Source organism: uncultured Selenomonas sp. (genome assembly GCF_963528755.1).
GTDB lineage: Bacteria > Bacillota > Negativicutes > Selenomonadales > Selenomonadaceae > Selenomonas.
Map to the genome: position 1 here is coordinate 36,778 of NZ_CAURXA010000003.1, position 14,349 is coordinate 51,126.

Here is a 14,349-nt window from a genome sequence, read left to right on the forward strand (position 1 = left end):
CATTGTAGCATAAAACTCGCCATACGAAACATTTTTTCTCTTATCGGCTTCGTCCCCATTGTCACTCGAAAAACAGAAAACCCGCCTTCGACTCACAATCGTAGGTGGGTTTTCTTCATCTTGCTTACCTCTCACTGCCCCAAAGCACCTTGCCGACGCTGCCGCGCTCGATGAGTTGGGCGGGGAAGTCGCTGACGGATTCGACGACTTCTCCTGCAAGCATCTTCAACAGCATCTTCGCCGCGCGGCGGCCGAGCGCTTCGTAGTCGAAAGCGACGGTCGTCAGCGGCGGATACGTCACAGCGCCCAGTTCGTAGCCGCCGAAGCCCACGACGGAGACTTCTCCGGGCACGGCGACGCCGTTCTCATGCAGCGCACGCATGACGCCGATGGCCAGTCCGTCCGTCGCGCAGATGACGGCGCTGGGGCGATAGGCGAAAATCTCCTCGCTCTTCTTATAGGAGTCGTCAAAGCCGAAGTCCGTCTCCACGAAATTCACGCTCGCATTGCGGTTGCCGCGCGAGAAGACCTCGACGAAGCCGTCCTTGCGCGCGACGCCGACGGCCTTGTCCTTCTCCGTGACGCCCACGAAGACGACGCGCTCATGCCCCATGCGGCGGATGTAGTCGCCGAGCAGGCGTCCCGCGCCGAAATCGTCGGCCTTGATATAGCGCACCTTCTCATGCTGCTGTCCGATGAAGAGCACAGGTATGTCCCGCTCTTTCAGTTCCTTGACAAGCGCGATATGCTCGTCCGTGATGCCGAGAGAAGATACGAGGATGCCGTCAACGCCGAACTGCGCGAGATGCTCGATATTCTTGATTTCACGCGGCATTTCCAGAAACGAGGATTCGAACAATGTCCGGCAGCCGACCTCGTCGAACGCCTTCGCAATTCCCGTGAGCAGCTTGCCGCCCGTCGGCGAATCGACGCGCGGCATGACGATGCCGATCACGCCGCTCTTCTTCGCCTTCAGCCGACGCGCGAAGGCGTTCGAGGAAAATCCCGTCGCCGCGATCGCCTTCTGGATGCGCTCCGCCTTCTCCTCGCTCACGTAGCCATGGTTCAAATAGCGTGAAACCGTGCTCTTCGATACCTCGGCAATCGCTGCGATATCCTGGATCGTCACCTTGCGTTCCATGTAAATTCCCCCAATTCCCACAAACTTCCCTCTATGCGTTCGAGCTTCCTATCCGCCGAGATCACGAGCTTCGGCTTCTCCTTCTTCGTCGGAAAGACGAAGAAGGAGGCAGCTTCCTCGCCGTCTTGGAAGAAGACTTCAACGGCGGTCTTGTCCTGATAGATGTGCAGTTTCAGCGAATCGCGCACAGCGAGCCGGAAGCGGCGCACGCCGCGCCCGCCGAGCCGCATTCCCGTACGGTCGAGCGTCATGACGGCGGTCGGCCGCATATAGGAAAGCCGCACATATTCGCCTGCCTCCCTATAAACGAGATCGACATGCACCTCCTGCGCATCGCCGAAGGCAAGTTCCATTTCGATTTCCGACTTCTCCGCGAGATCCTGCCCCAACTCTTCTGCCCGGCAAGCGCCGAACTTCTGCGCCGCGCCCTTGCGAAGAGCCTTCATCTCTTCAAGCGGCGCAAAAAAGAGCCTGCCGTCCGAAAGTCGCACCTCTCGCGGCATTGTCAGCGAGAAGAGCCAGCCCTCTTCGCGCGTCGGGTACTCTTCCTCGCGCTCGGGCATTCCCATCCAGCCGAAGAGAATCGCACGCCCCTCGTGCACGAACGCCTGCGGCGCATAAAAATCGAACCCGTGATCAAGCTCATGAAATGCGCCGTGCTGCAGTTTCAGCGCATCGACGTCGAGCTTTCCTGCGACGTAGCCCGACTGGTAGAGGTTCTGCCAGCGATAGTCCTCGACGGGAAGCCCCTGCGGCGAGAAGAGCAGCACATCGCCTTCCGCGAGCTGCAGGAGCGTCGGGCACTCCCACATGTAGCCGAAGTCCGATAGCTCCGTCTCAATCTCGCCCGCAAGCTGCCACGCGCCCTCCTTTTTCTCGTAGAGCACGGCGCGTCCCTTCTCTTCTGCCGTCTGCGCGCCGAGCACGAGGAACTCGCGCCCGTCCTTTACGAAGCGGCTCGGATCGCGAAAATGCGCCGTATAGCCTTTCGGCTCGTGCTCGATGATGATTTCATCCTTCTGCGCGATCCCCTTTTCCGGCTGCCACGTGGCGAGTCTCTGCGCAGGCGTGCGCACGCCGTCCTCCTTGCGGTTGCACGTGTAGACGAGGCGCAGGGCGTCGTCCTCGACGAAGCCCGCGCCCGAGTAACAGCCGTCCTTGTCGTGCACGTCGCTCGGCCAGAGCGCAAGCCCAGGCAGGCTGTAATGCACGAAATCCTCGGTTTCCACATGCCCCCAGCACTTGTGCTTGTGCTCGACGCCCAAGGGATTCCACTGAAAGAAGATGTGGTACTTTCCCTCAAACCACGAAAGCCCGTTGGGATCGTTGACGAGGCCGAACGGCATTTCGAGATGAAAGTCGTTGTGCCAGCGGTGCTGCAGGGGAAATCCCTCGCGCACCTTCGCGTCGATCGCTTCCTTGTCAAACGCCTTGTCGAACGCTTCTTTTGCCATGATCTCACTCCTTCGGATCGAAGAGCGTGTACGTCAGGCCGAAAGCGATGCCAAAGCCGATGACATTGACGATCAGGTATTCGAGGAGATGATCCATGTAGAGCAGCGTGCCCGGCAGAACCGTCACGCCCATGCCCGTGCCCGCGAGATGCATGATGCCCGACGCCGCTCCCGCGCAGGCGCCGCCCGCGAGCGCGTAGAGGAAGGGCTTCATGAAGCGCAGGTTGATGCCGAAAATCGCCGGCTCCGTGATGCCGAGGAACGCCGGAATCGCCGACGAGATGTAGAGGGCGCGCTTCTTCTTATTCTTCGTGCGTGCCGCGACGGCGACGGCAGCGCCGCCCTGCGCGATGATCGCGCCCGTGATGATCGCGTTGAAGGCGTCGCGCCCCGTCGAGGCGAGGAGCTGAATCTCAAGCGCGTTGAATACATGGTGGATGCCGCTGACGACAATGACCTGATGCAGTCCGCCGACGATGAAGCCGCCGATGCCGAACGGCAGTTCAAGGAACGCACGCACCGCGCCGAACACGGCGAGTTCCAGCGTGTGCATGATGGGGCCGACGATGAGAAGGCCGACGATCATGCACGAAAAGAGCGTGAGGAACGGCGTGAAGATGAGATCGACGACATCGGGGATGAACTTCTTGAGTCCCGCTTCAACCTTTGCGGCAAGGATGCCGAGGACAAGCGCCGGCAAGACCGATCCTTGGTAACCGACGACGGGAATCGAAAGCCCCAAGAGATTCATGTAGATGGGCTGCGCTTCCCCGCCCGCGATCGCGTAGGCATTCGGCAATTGCGGCGCAACGAGCATGAGTCCGAGGACGATGCCGATGACAGGTGTGCCGCCGAACTTCTTCATCGTCGACCAGCAGACGAGCGCCGGCAGGAAGGCGAACGCCGTATCCGTCAGGATCTGGCTCATGCGCACGAGGTTGTCGCTCATCTCGACGCCGAGGTTCTGCAGCATGCCGCGCAGACCCATGAAAAGACCGGTAGCGACGAGCACGGGAATGATCGGCACGAAGACGTCGCCGAACGTGCGCGAAATCTTCTGCGCCGTCGTCATCTGCTCATAGGCGGCTTCCTTGTTGGAGCCGCCCGCGAGCGCGGGATTCATGCCGACGAGCACGTCGTAGACCTTGTTGACGAAGCCCGTGCCGAGAATGATCTGGTACTGTGCAGCCGCGAAGAACTGCCCCTTGACGCCGTCGATGTTCTCGACCGCCTTGTCCTCGATCTTATCCTTGTCGTTCAAGATCAGCCGCAGACGCGTCGCGCAGTGCTCGGCGGAGCGGATGTTCGCCATGCCGCCGATGTGGTCGAGAATCTCTCGCGCCACGCGCTCCTCAGCAGGCATCGAGGCGTAGGCGGGATTCGGCCCTGCCGGTGCTGCAGCCGCCGCAGGTATTCCCGCCGCTGCAGGCGCTGCCGCCTCGCTTGCCTCTTCCTCGCCTTCGCCCGGCGAGGAGACCTTCTGTGCACCCAAAGAGAGCGTAATCGTGCCGTAGTCCGCCGCATTCGTCACGACGATGGGCGTCGTCGTATCGTAGCCGGCCGCGCGAATCGCCGCCTCGTCGAACTCGATGAGGAGATCGCCCTTCTTGATCTGCGCCCCCTGCTCCACATGCGCCGTGAAGTGCTTGCCCTCAAGGTTCACCGTGTCGAGTCCGACGTGAATGAGCAGGTCGACGCCCTCCGTCGAATGAAGGCCGATTGCATGCTTCGTCGGAAAGAGCACCGTGACCTCGCCGTCGAATGGCGCGCGAACCTTGCCCTGCGGATTCTTGACCGCCGCGCCGCGCCCCATGGCCTCACTGGCGAACGCAGGATCATTGACCTCCTTGAGGGCGATAAGCTCGCCCTCCAAGGGGCTTTCCAACAATAAGTCCGCCATTCTCATTCCCCTTTCTATGAAATCGGTTTCATAACTCCACTTTTATCTTACCCCGCGCAAGAATCATTGTCAATAGATTAGAAGGAATGCACAGCAAAAGAATTTTTCCGCCCCCATTGACACGTAATCCAGTATGTTATATTATGTCTATTGTATACTAAACATGTATGAATAATACCTTCTGCAAAAAAGGAGCGCCGACATGAAGAAGATGACTGACAGCCACGAGCACACGCACAGCCACGACCATAGCCATAGCCATATCCATATCCACAGCCATAGTCATGACCACGAACAAGCGCATGGCCACACGCACGACCATGAGCACACACATGATCATGACCACGCGCACCCTGCCTGGCAGCCGCACACGCACGACGCGGCGCATCCGCACACGCACGGCGGCGTCAACGACTACATGCAGGCGGTCTCCGCCTACCGCAAGACATTCGCCTCGAAGCAGGATGTGCTCGACAAGACGCCCGATCCCGCTGTGCGCGAGATGCTGCTGCACATGGAACAGATCGGCTGCGATACGGCGTTCGACCGCTTCGATCAGCAGAAGCCGCAGTGTTCCTTCGGCCTCGCCGGCGTCTGCTGCAAGAACTGCAACATGGGGCCGTGCAAGATCACGGCGAAGAGCCCGCGCGGCGTCTGCGGCGCCGATGCTGATCTCATCGTCTCGCGCAACCTCCTTCGGAGCGCTGCGGGCGGCGTCGCCCAGCACGGCGCACACGCGCGCGAAGTGCTGCTGTCGCTGAAGTTCGCCGCCGAAGGCAAGCTCAAACTGCCGCTCCTCGGAGCAAACCGCATCCGCGAGGTCTGCCGTGCCTTCGGCATCAATACGCGCGGTCAGAGCACGCGCCGCCTCGCGAGCCGCCTCGCCGACGTGCTGCTCGCTGACCTCTCGCGCGCCCTGCCCGAAGAATATCGCTCCATCGCTGCGCTCGCTCCCGCCGAACGAAAAGAGGTCTGGCAGAAGCTCGACATCCTGCCGATCAGCGCCTACAACGAGGTCTTCGACGCCTTCCACCGCACGGGCTGCGGCACGGACGGCGATTGGCAGAGCGTCATGAAGCAATTCCTGCGCTGCGGCCTCGCCTTCTGCTACACGGGCGTCGTCGCCGCCAACATCGCGACCGACGCGCTCTTCGGCGTCGGTCATCGCGCGACCTCGAAGGTCAACGTCGGCGCACTCAAGAAAGGCTGGGTCAACATCGCCGTGCACGGCCACCTGCCGACGCTCGTCAGCGAGATCGTGCGCATCGGCCGTACGCAGGAATTCATCGACCTCGCGAAGAAGCACGGCGCAGAGGGCATCCAGTTCTACGGCATCTGCTGTTCGTGCCTCGCCGCCATGTACCGCTACGAAGGCGTCATCCCGCTCTCGAACGCCGTCGGCGCAGAGCTCGTGCTCGGCACGGGTGCGCTCGATCTCTGGGTCGCCGACGTACAGGATGTCTTCCCTTCTATCATGGACGTGGCGCGCTGCTTCAAGACGACCGTCGTCACGACGAGCGATGCGGCTCGTCTCCCTGGCGCGGAGCACTACGCCTACGACCACCATCACTCGAACGTCGCCGACACGGAGAAGATCGCACGCAAGATCGTCACGCGCGCCATCGAGAGCTTCGCCGCGCGGCGCGATGTGCCCGTCTTCATCCCAGCCTACGAGGTCACGGCGGAAATCGGCTTCAGCGCCGAATCCGTCAGCGAGCGCTACAAGGGATTCGGCGCGATTGCAGAAGCGCTGAAGAGCGGCAAGATCCGCGGCATCGTCAACATGGTCGGCTGCAACAACCCGCGCGTCGTCTACGAGCGCGCCATCATCGACATCGCTGAGGAGCTGATAAAGAACGACGTCCTCATCTTCACCAATGGCTGCGCCTCGTTCCCGCTCTTGAAGCTTGGCTACTGCAGCCTCTCGGCGCTCGCCAAGACGGGCAGGAATCTGCGCGAATTCCTCGGCGACGACCAGCCGCCCGTATGGCACATGGGCGAGTGCGTCGACAACACGCGCGCCTCGACGATCCTCGGCGGCACGGCAGCAGCGGCAGGCAAGGACATCAAGGACATGCCGTTCGCGTTTGCGAGTCCCGAGTGGGCGAACGAGAAGGGACTTGACGCCTCGCTCGCCTTCCGTCTCTTCGGCATCAACTCCTACCACTGCGTCGAACCGCCCGTACAGGGCTCGACGAACGTCGAGAACTTCCTCAAGAAGGACACGCAGGAAACGCTCGGCGCCGTCATGACGGTCATCACCGATCCCAAGGCGCTCGCGAAGAAAATGCTCGAAGACATCGACGAAGCGCGTCGGGCGCTCGGCTGGAAGGCGTGCGCACCGCTGCAGCTTTCCGCCCCGGAAGAGAGCGGCAAGACGGATTCCATCCCGGCAGCGAAGGCGGCAAACGCATGAAACAAGCAGCAAGAAAGCGCATCCTCGTCCTCGCTTCGCTCCTTGTCATCGTCGGCGCACTCGCCGCCTTCGGCAGCTATCGAAGCGAAGCCGAGCCGCGAGACATGCGCACCGTACGCCTCGCCTACCTGCCGACCACCCATGCCTTGCCGCTCTTTGCCGAAAAGGAAATGGAATCGCCCGACGGTCCTGTCCGGATCGAGCTGATCAAGTACGGTTCATGGCCCGAGCTTATGGACGCGCTCAACACAGGGCGCGTCGACGGCGCCTCGGTGCTCATCGAGCTTGCCGTCAAAGCGCGCGAACAGGGCATCGATCTCAAGGCGGCGACTCTCGGGCATAAGGACGGCAACATCGTCGTCACCCTGCCCGAGATCGAACGCGTCGAAGACCTCAAGGGCAAAGTCTTCGCCATCCCGCACAAGCAATCGACGCACAAGCTGCTACTCGACGAGCTTCTTGCCGCCCACGGCATGACGGAACGCGATCTGAAAGTCGTCGAGATGACGCCGCCCGAAATGCCCGCCGCGCTCGCGCAGAAACAAATCGCCGGCTACTGCGTCGCCGAGCCTTTCGGCTCGCAAGCCATCGCTCTCGGCGCGGGCAAGCTCTTCGCGCGTGATAACGAACTCTGGAACGAAAGCCCGTGCTGCGCCCTCGTTTTCAACGGCGGCTTCGTGCGCGAAAATGAGGAGCTTGCACGCGCTACGGTCAAGGCATACATGGAGGCGAGCGAACATCTGGGCGAACATCCCGAAAGCCAGGCGGAGATCGCTGGCCATTTTCTCAAGACGAAGCCCGCCGTGCTGGAAAAATCCTTCGGCTGGATCTCCTACGACGATCTCGCCATCAGTGAAGAGGCCTACGATGCATTGACCGCACGCATGAAAGCGGCGGGGCTGCTGCAGAAAGCGCCGCCCTACGAAGCCTTCGTCGACCGAAGCCTTCTCCCCTGAAAGGTTTGTGATTTATGAAAAACGTCCGGCATCTTATCGGCGCGGCCGCCGTTACTCTCCTCTTTTGGCAGGCGATCTGTGCGTTTGGCGGCTGGCACGAGGCGCTTTTCCCCTCACCGCTCGCCGCCTTCCTGGGATTCGGCGAGCTCATCAAGGATGGTGTGCTCTTCGAGGACGTCGCGGCGAGCCTCGTGCGCTTCGCCGTCGGCTACCTCGCCTCCGTCCTCCTCGCGCTCGCTGCAGGTCTCATTCTCGGCTGGTACTCCAAGTTATGGGCGTACCTCAACCCCATCGCGCAGGTGCTTCGCCCCGTCTCACCCGTCGCCTGGCTGCCCTTCATCGTGCTCTTCTTCGGCATCGGCGAAGCGCCTGCCATCGTCATCATCTTCCTCGCAGCGTTCTTCCCCGTGCTGCTCGCGACTGTCGCCGCCGTGCAGAAGCTCGACCCCGTCTATCTGAAGGTCGCGCAAAACTTCGGCATCAAAGAGCCTGCCGTCTTCACAAAGATCATCCTGCCCGCCATCTTCCCGCAGATTGCCACGGGGCTTCACCTCGCCCTCGGCACGGCCTGGGTCTTCCTCGTCGCCGGCGAGATGGTCGGCGCCCAGTCGGGGCTGGGCTTCCTCATCATCGATGCGCGAAACAACCTCAGAGCCGACCTTCTGATGGCAGCAATCCTCACAATCGGGCTTCTCGGACTTCTCTTGGACAGCGCCATGAGCCTTGCCGAGAGGCAGCTTTACCGCGTCTGGGGCATACGAGGAGGGAAGTCATGAGCTACATCGAAATACGAGACGTCTGCCGCCACTACGAGCAGAAGGGCACACGCTTCACGGCGCTCTCCCACGTCGACCTAGCCATCGAACGCGGCGAATTCATCTGCCTCCTCGGCCCCTCGGGCTGCGGCAAGAGCACGCTCCTCGCGGCGCTCGCGGGCTTTGACCGCGTATCGAGCGGCAGCGTGCGCATCGCGGGCGAGGAGGTCACCTCGCCCAGCATCAAGAACGTCACGATCTTCCAGAACTACGGCCTCCTGCCGTGGCGCACGGTAGAAAAGAACGTCGAACTGGGGCTTGAAAGCCTCGGCACAGCGCCCGAAGAGCGCACAAAGATCGCGCGCCGCTACCTCGCCCTCGTCGGCTTGGAGCGCTTCGCCTCGCACCATCCCGCGGAACTCTCGGGCGGCATGCAGCAGCGCGTCGCCATCGCGCGCGCCCTCGCCGTCGATCCCGACATCATCTTCATGGATGAACCGTTTGCCGCCCTCGACGCCATCACGCGCATGAGCCTGCAGGACGAGATTTCCGCCATCTGCCGCAAGCAGGGCAAGACCATCATCTTCGTCACGCACGACATCGACGAAGCCGTCGTGCTCGCCGACCGCGTCGTCGTCATGACGCCGAACCCCGGCAAGGTCAAGAGCATCATCGAAGTCGACCTCCACGGCAAACGTGACCGCACAAGTCCCGACTTTCTCCACATCCGTGACCGCATCTTCCGGGAATTCTCCCTGAAGCCCGCCGACAAGACGGAATACTACATATAAAAGGGAAGAGACATCCTCTGCGCGCAGAGGACGCCTCTTCCCTTTCCCATCCCTATTCGCTTTTCGCAGCCTCTTTCCATTTGAGGTTGTCGAGCCATTCCTTGACCAGCGGCTTCACGAGCCTCGGCGTATCGTGGACAAACTTCCCTTCAAGGCCGAGACCGTCGAGAACCTTCGCACCCTTCGCATGAAGCGGAATGTTCTTCTCATTTCCCGTCAGAGAATCCGTCAGGGACGTCGAAAACGGAATGATCGTCTTACCCTCGAAATCATTCGTTTCGAGGAACGTATAGACCGCCATCGGCATATCGCTGCACCAGTTCGGGTAGCCGAGGAAGATGATGTCGTAGTCGGCGAGATTCACCTTCTCCGCAAGCTCCGGCCGCGCGTTCTCCTTCTGCTCACGGCGTGCGACCTCAAGCACCTCCTTGAGCTTCTCCGGATACGCCTCCTTCGTCTTGATCTCAAAAAGATCGCCGCCTGTTTCGTCGGCGATGATCTCCGCCAGTGCCGCCGTATTTCCCTTCTCGGTGCGGCCGACGGCATAATTCTCACCCGCGCGAGAGAAATACGCGACAAGCACCTTAGGGCCGCCAAAACCGAAACCGGCAAAGGAACCTTGCAGACTGTACGCCGCAGCAGCCAGGACAGTCAGCAAGACAGCGCCGATCAGCATTGCTTTTCTCAAATTCATGATGGCCTCCTCTCTCTTTCCTCCTCCATTATAAACGATATAAGGGCACAAGAAAAGAGGCGACATGCCTATGCCGCCTCCATTTTGAGGAATATTCTCCCCATCTTGCTTTTCATCACACCTGCAGTGTGCGTCAGCACTCGCCGCAGGCGAGCATCTGCCGCATCCAAGGGAGAAGTTCCTGCTCACCCGCTTGAATATAGGCATTCCATGCCTCTGTATAGCGTGGGAAGTGCATTGTGCTGTGCTCTGCACATTCAATGAGACTCAAAACCTCTTCCTCTCCAACGTCTCCCTCGTAGCGCTTCACCCAGGCGATGAGGAAAAACTCCAAGAGTTTCCAACGCGCAACGAGAAGCCGCCAGTCGACGAGAAGCGATCCCTCGTATTTACACGGAAAAGCCATGAGGAAAATTTCATTGACAAGGTAGTTCTCTAAAACATGGTCATGTTCAGGCAAGAATTTCTCACGATAAAGCGCCCGATATTCTGCATAAAGCGCCTCCAATCGTGTGAGGCTATTCTCTCCTTGCAGTTCGTAGACCTCTGCCACTTGATTGAAAGAGGCTTCCTCTATACCTGCGCGACGCCCCCAAAAGAGCGCATCCCAGTCTCGCCTCTTGACTTCATCCATCCAGCCGAAGAGCCAGCGCATATACGCCGCACTGTCAAATGGCACATACGTTAAAAGCTCTGCGGCAGAGGGCGTCAGATAAAACTCGGCGATGCCCGACAGCTCCCGCTCCTCCGTCCCCGCGCCGAGAGCCTCGTCCACACGGTCAATGAAGAAACCCAAGAGAGCCAAGCGATCATCCAGCGCATAGCGGCGCTGCTGCAGGAGAGCAAGCGCCGTCTCCTGCACGATGCGAAAAGCGCCCGCGTCCATCTTCGGCTGCACCGCCCAGCAAGCATCGCGTAAAAGCGGCGCCTGCACGCGCTCCAGGCGCATAGGATTCTTGCCGAGCAAAAGAAGTTTCCTCGCGATTGGGCAGGTAAGCGTCAAAGAGCCTGACGCCATATTGCCAAGCAAATACGCCACTCGCGGATAAAGCGCACAGGTCGACGACAGGTATTCCTCCCCCAGATTTTTTTGCAGGAAACAAAGCCCATCGTCCTCAATCAGTGCGCAGGCTTTTCCCTCTTCAGCGCGCAGTTTCATGACATATTTACCATTTTCGCTTCGTTTGACAGCAGAGAGAACACGCCGCCGAATTTTAGTGTTCGGGATTTTCTGATAGAGCGAATAATGCTCTTCATCTACAGGAACACTCCAGCCATGACAGCACTTCGAGCCGCAAATGCTGCCGTCGCACCGAAACTCTGTCACACAGGCAGGACGCAGGGTATCGAAAACCATCTGCTCCTCAGATGGCATGGAAGTTCACGAGGCGTGCGCCGAAGATGCCGTCGACGGCGGTGATCTTCTGCAAGAGATCTTCGGGGATGTCGTGATCGACGGTCAGCACCATGACGTTCGTTCCTTCCTTATCTGTACGGCCGACCTGCATGCTCGAAATGTTGACGCCGCGCTCGCCCATCATCGTGCCGACCGTACCGATGACGCCGGGGCGGTTGATGTGCGGGCAGATGAGGATGCGATCGTGCGGATCGACGTCGACGCGGTAGCCGTTGATCGAGACGATGCGGCCTTCCGTGCCGAAGAGCGTGCCTTTGACAACCGTCTCTCCCTTCGCCGTCTTGACGCAGACGGTGATGAGGTTCTGGAAGTCCTGCGACTCCTTGTGCTTTACCTCGCGCACCTTGATGCTGCGCTCCTTGGCGAGGCTCGGTGCGTTGACGTAGTTGACGTTGAACTCCAGGACGGGATTCAGCATGCCCTTGATGACGCCCGTCGTGAGCATCTGCGTGTTGACCTCCGTGATGTCGCCGCTGTACTCGACGGCAAGCTCCGTGATTGCGCCGTCAGCCAGCGAGCATACCGTACAGCCAAGGCGCTCGGCGAGGTCGAGATAAGGAGCGATGACGTGCATGACGTCCGCCGAGACGGGCGCCATGTTGACCGCCGTCAAGACAGGCTCGCCCGAAAGAGCCGCGCGGATTCCCTCCGCCACGTCGAGGGCGACGCCGATCTGCGCCTCGACCGTCGATGCGCCAAGATGCGGCGTGAGGATGATGCCCGGCACGCCGACGAGCGGGTTGCCTTCTTCCAAAGGCTCACTCGTGAAGACGTCGATCGCCGCGCCCGCGACATGCCCCGCCTTCACGGCGTCAGCGAGATCCTGCTCGTTGATGATGCCGCCGCGCGCACAGTTGACGAGGCGCACACCCTTCTTCATGCGTGCGATCGCTTTCTTGTCGAGCATGTCCTTCGTATCGGGATTGAGCGGCATGTGCACCGTGATGAAATCCGACTTCTCGATCACTTCATCGAGTGTACCGACGACGACGCCCATCGCCTTGGCGCGCTCCTCGTTGATGTACGGATCGTAGCCGATGACGTTCATATCGAAGGAGAGAGCGCGCTTGGCGACGCCCGAGCCGATGCGCCCCATGCCGATGACGCCGAGCGTCTTGCCGCGCAGCTCGACGCCGACATACTTCTTGCGATTCCACTCGCCCTTCTGCATCGTCTCGTTGGCGATGGGGATGTTGCGGCTCATCGCGAGCATCATCGCCATCGTATGCTCCGTCGCCGCGATCGTATTGCCGCCCGGCGAATTGATGACGATGATGCCGCGCGCCGTCGCCGCCGCCACGTCAATGTTGTCGACGCCGACGCCCGCGCGGCCGATGATCTTGAGCTTCGCCGCCTTGTCGATGACGTCCTTCGTCACTTTCGATGCCGAGCGCACGATAACGGCCTCGAAATCGCCGATGATGTCCAGAAGCTCCTCATGCGAAAGCTTCGGCTTCTCGACAACCTCGAACTTCGGGGAAAGGATGTCAATCGCCTTCTGAGATACGCCGTCTGCTACGAGAATTTTCATATCCATCGCTCCTCTACGACTAGATGTTCACTCCACGGGTAATATCATATCATTTTTTCAGCAACTTATCCAGTGGACAATCGTACGGCAAGCATACTTACCGAGAAAACAAAGATTCACTTGACGAAAACACGAAAAAGGGGGTAGAATTGAGTGTATATTTGTATAGGAGTCACTTTTTCACTCTGTCAGGAGGTCTTTCTGTGGAAGCGAATCGCATTTACAATTTCAATCCCGGCCCTGCCACTCTGCCGCTTGATGTGCTCAAGGAAGCGCAGGCAGAGTTTCTCAATTTCCGCAACTCTGGCATGTCGATCCTCGAGATCTCACACCGCGCCAAGGCGTACGACGAGGTGCACAATCAGGCAAAGGCGGACATCCTCTCGCTCATGGGTCTCGGCGACGACTACGACGTGCTCTTCGTGCAGGGCGGCGCGAGCCTCGCTTTCGCCATGGTCGCGATGAACTATGCGACGAAGGAGAAAAAGGGCAGCTATGTGCTGTCGGGCAGCTTCGCAACGAAGGCTTACGACGAGGCCGCGCTCCTCGGTGTCGGCGAGATTGCGGCTTCCTCGAAGGACAGCGGCTTCCGCCATGTGCCGACGCAGGAAGAAATCAAACTCGATCCGAATGCAGCATATCTTCATCTGTGTTACAACAACACGATCTACGGCACGGAGTATCACTACATTCCCGAGACGGGCGAAGTTCCGCTCTTTGCCGACATGTCGTCCGACATGCTCTCGCGTCCCCTCGACTTCAAGAAATTCAGCTTCATCTATGCAGGCGTGCAGAAGAACCTCGGCCCTGCCGGAACCTGCCTCGTCGTCGCGAAGAAGTCGCTGCTCGAAAAGAGCCCCGAGACGCTTCCCACAATGCTGCGCTACTCGACGCATTACAAGAAGAACTCCCTCTACAACACGCCGCCCGCCTTCGGCATCTACATGGTCGGCAAGGTCGCCGCATGGATCAAGGCGCAGGGCGGCCTCGCTGAGATGGCGAAGCACAACGAGAAGAAGGCGGCGCTGCTCTACGATGCGATCGACAGCTCCGACGGCTTCTACAAGGGGCATGCGGACAAGGACAGCCGCTCCTTCATGAACGTCACCTTCCGCCTGCCGAGTGAGGAGCTTGAGAAGAAATTCGTCGCCGAAGCCGCAGAATACGGACTCGGCGGCGTCAAGGGACACCGCTCCGTTGGCGGCATGAGGGCATCGATCTACAACGCGATGCCCTACGAAGGCGTAGCCTCCCTCGTCGACTTCATGCAGAAGTTCCGCAAGGAAAACTAAAG

At 60.0% G+C, this 14,349-nt stretch carries 11 protein-coding genes; 5 read left to right on the forward strand and 6 right to left on the reverse strand.

The window, feature by feature from the left end; translation table 11 throughout:
• Nucleotides 1-124: 124 nt before the first annotated feature.
• From RWS31_RS04195 to RWS31_RS04205, 3 genes are read right to left on the reverse strand one after another with little or no spacing between them, the layout of a single operon-like run.
• On the reverse strand, nt 125-1,141 hold the full coding sequence (locus RWS31_RS04195) for a LacI family DNA-binding transcriptional regulator (RefSeq protein ID WP_314596363.1): 1,017 nt from the start codon (nt 1,139-1,141) through the stop codon (nt 125-127).
• Nucleotides 1,126-2,595, reverse strand: coding sequence for a glycoside hydrolase family 32 protein (locus RWS31_RS04200; RefSeq protein WP_314596364.1), 1,470 nt, complete (start codon nt 2,593-2,595; stop codon nt 1,126-1,128). Before RWS31_RS04200 ends, RWS31_RS04195 begins: the two co-directional genes overlap by 16 nt.
• A 4-nt stretch (nt 2,596-2,599) precedes the next feature.
• Nucleotides 2,600-4,495: a sucrose-specific PTS transporter subunit IIBC gene (locus tag RWS31_RS04205; RefSeq protein WP_314596365.1), complete on the reverse strand. Its 1,896-nt coding sequence runs from the start codon at nt 4,493-4,495 to the stop codon at nt 2,600-2,602.
• Between the two features lie 202 nt (nt 4,496-4,697).
• Between RWS31_RS04205 and RWS31_RS04210 the strand changes: the two genes are divergently transcribed.
• Genes RWS31_RS04210 through RWS31_RS04225 form a run of 4 tightly spaced genes read left to right on the forward strand, consistent with a single transcriptional unit; the run spans nt 4,698 to nt 9,413 of the window.
• On the forward strand, nt 4,698-6,911 hold the full coding sequence (locus tag RWS31_RS04210) for a carbon monoxide dehydrogenase (protein ID WP_314596366.1): 2,214 nt from the start codon (nt 4,698-4,700) through the stop codon (nt 6,909-6,911).
• Complete coding sequence (locus tag RWS31_RS04215) at nt 6,908-7,867, forward strand: ABC transporter substrate-binding protein (protein ID WP_314596367.1); 960 nt, start codon at nt 6,908-6,910, stop codon at nt 7,865-7,867. The genes RWS31_RS04210 and RWS31_RS04215 overlap by 4 nt, the downstream gene beginning before the upstream one ends.
• 14 nt (nt 7,868-7,881) lie before the next feature.
• Nucleotides 7,882-8,643 carry an ABC transporter permease gene (locus RWS31_RS04220; protein WP_314596368.1) on the forward strand — a complete coding sequence of 254 codons (762 nt, stop codon included), beginning with the start codon at nt 7,882-7,884 and terminating at the stop codon, nt 8,641-8,643.
• Nucleotides 8,640-9,413, forward strand: coding sequence for an ABC transporter ATP-binding protein (locus RWS31_RS04225; protein WP_314596369.1), 774 nt, complete (start codon nt 8,640-8,642; stop codon nt 9,411-9,413). The genes RWS31_RS04220 and RWS31_RS04225 overlap by 4 nt, the downstream gene beginning before the upstream one ends.
• 52 nt (nt 9,414-9,465) lie before the next feature.
• On the opposite strand, the gene RWS31_RS04230 is transcribed toward RWS31_RS04225, so the two are convergent.
• The 3 genes from RWS31_RS04230 to serA form a co-directional block, all read right to left on the reverse strand.
• A complete protein-coding gene (locus RWS31_RS04230; protein ID WP_314596370.1) occupies nt 9,466-10,107 on the reverse strand; it encodes a flavodoxin in 642 nt (213 codons plus the stop codon).
• A gap of 133 nt (nt 10,108-10,240) precedes the next feature.
• A complete protein-coding gene (gene fliB, locus RWS31_RS04235; protein WP_314596371.1) occupies nt 10,241-11,464 on the reverse strand; it encodes a flagellin lysine-N-methylase in 1,224 nt (407 codons plus the stop codon).
• Nucleotides 11,465-11,471: 7 nt separating this feature from the next.
• Nucleotides 11,472-13,055: a phosphoglycerate dehydrogenase gene (gene serA, locus RWS31_RS04240; RefSeq protein WP_313972626.1), complete on the reverse strand. Its 1,584-nt coding sequence runs from the start codon at nt 13,053-13,055 to the stop codon at nt 11,472-11,474.
• 203 nt (nt 13,056-13,258) lie between these two features.
• Here serA and serC point away from each other — a divergent pair, with 203 nt between their 5' ends.
• The gene (serC, locus tag RWS31_RS04245) at nt 13,259-14,347 is read left to right on the forward strand and encodes a 3-phosphoserine/phosphohydroxythreonine transaminase (protein ID WP_314596372.1); all 1,089 of its coding nucleotides are present in this window, start codon (nt 13,259-13,261) and stop codon (nt 14,345-14,347) included.
• The last annotated feature ends 2 nt before the right edge of the window (nt 14,348-14,349 follow it).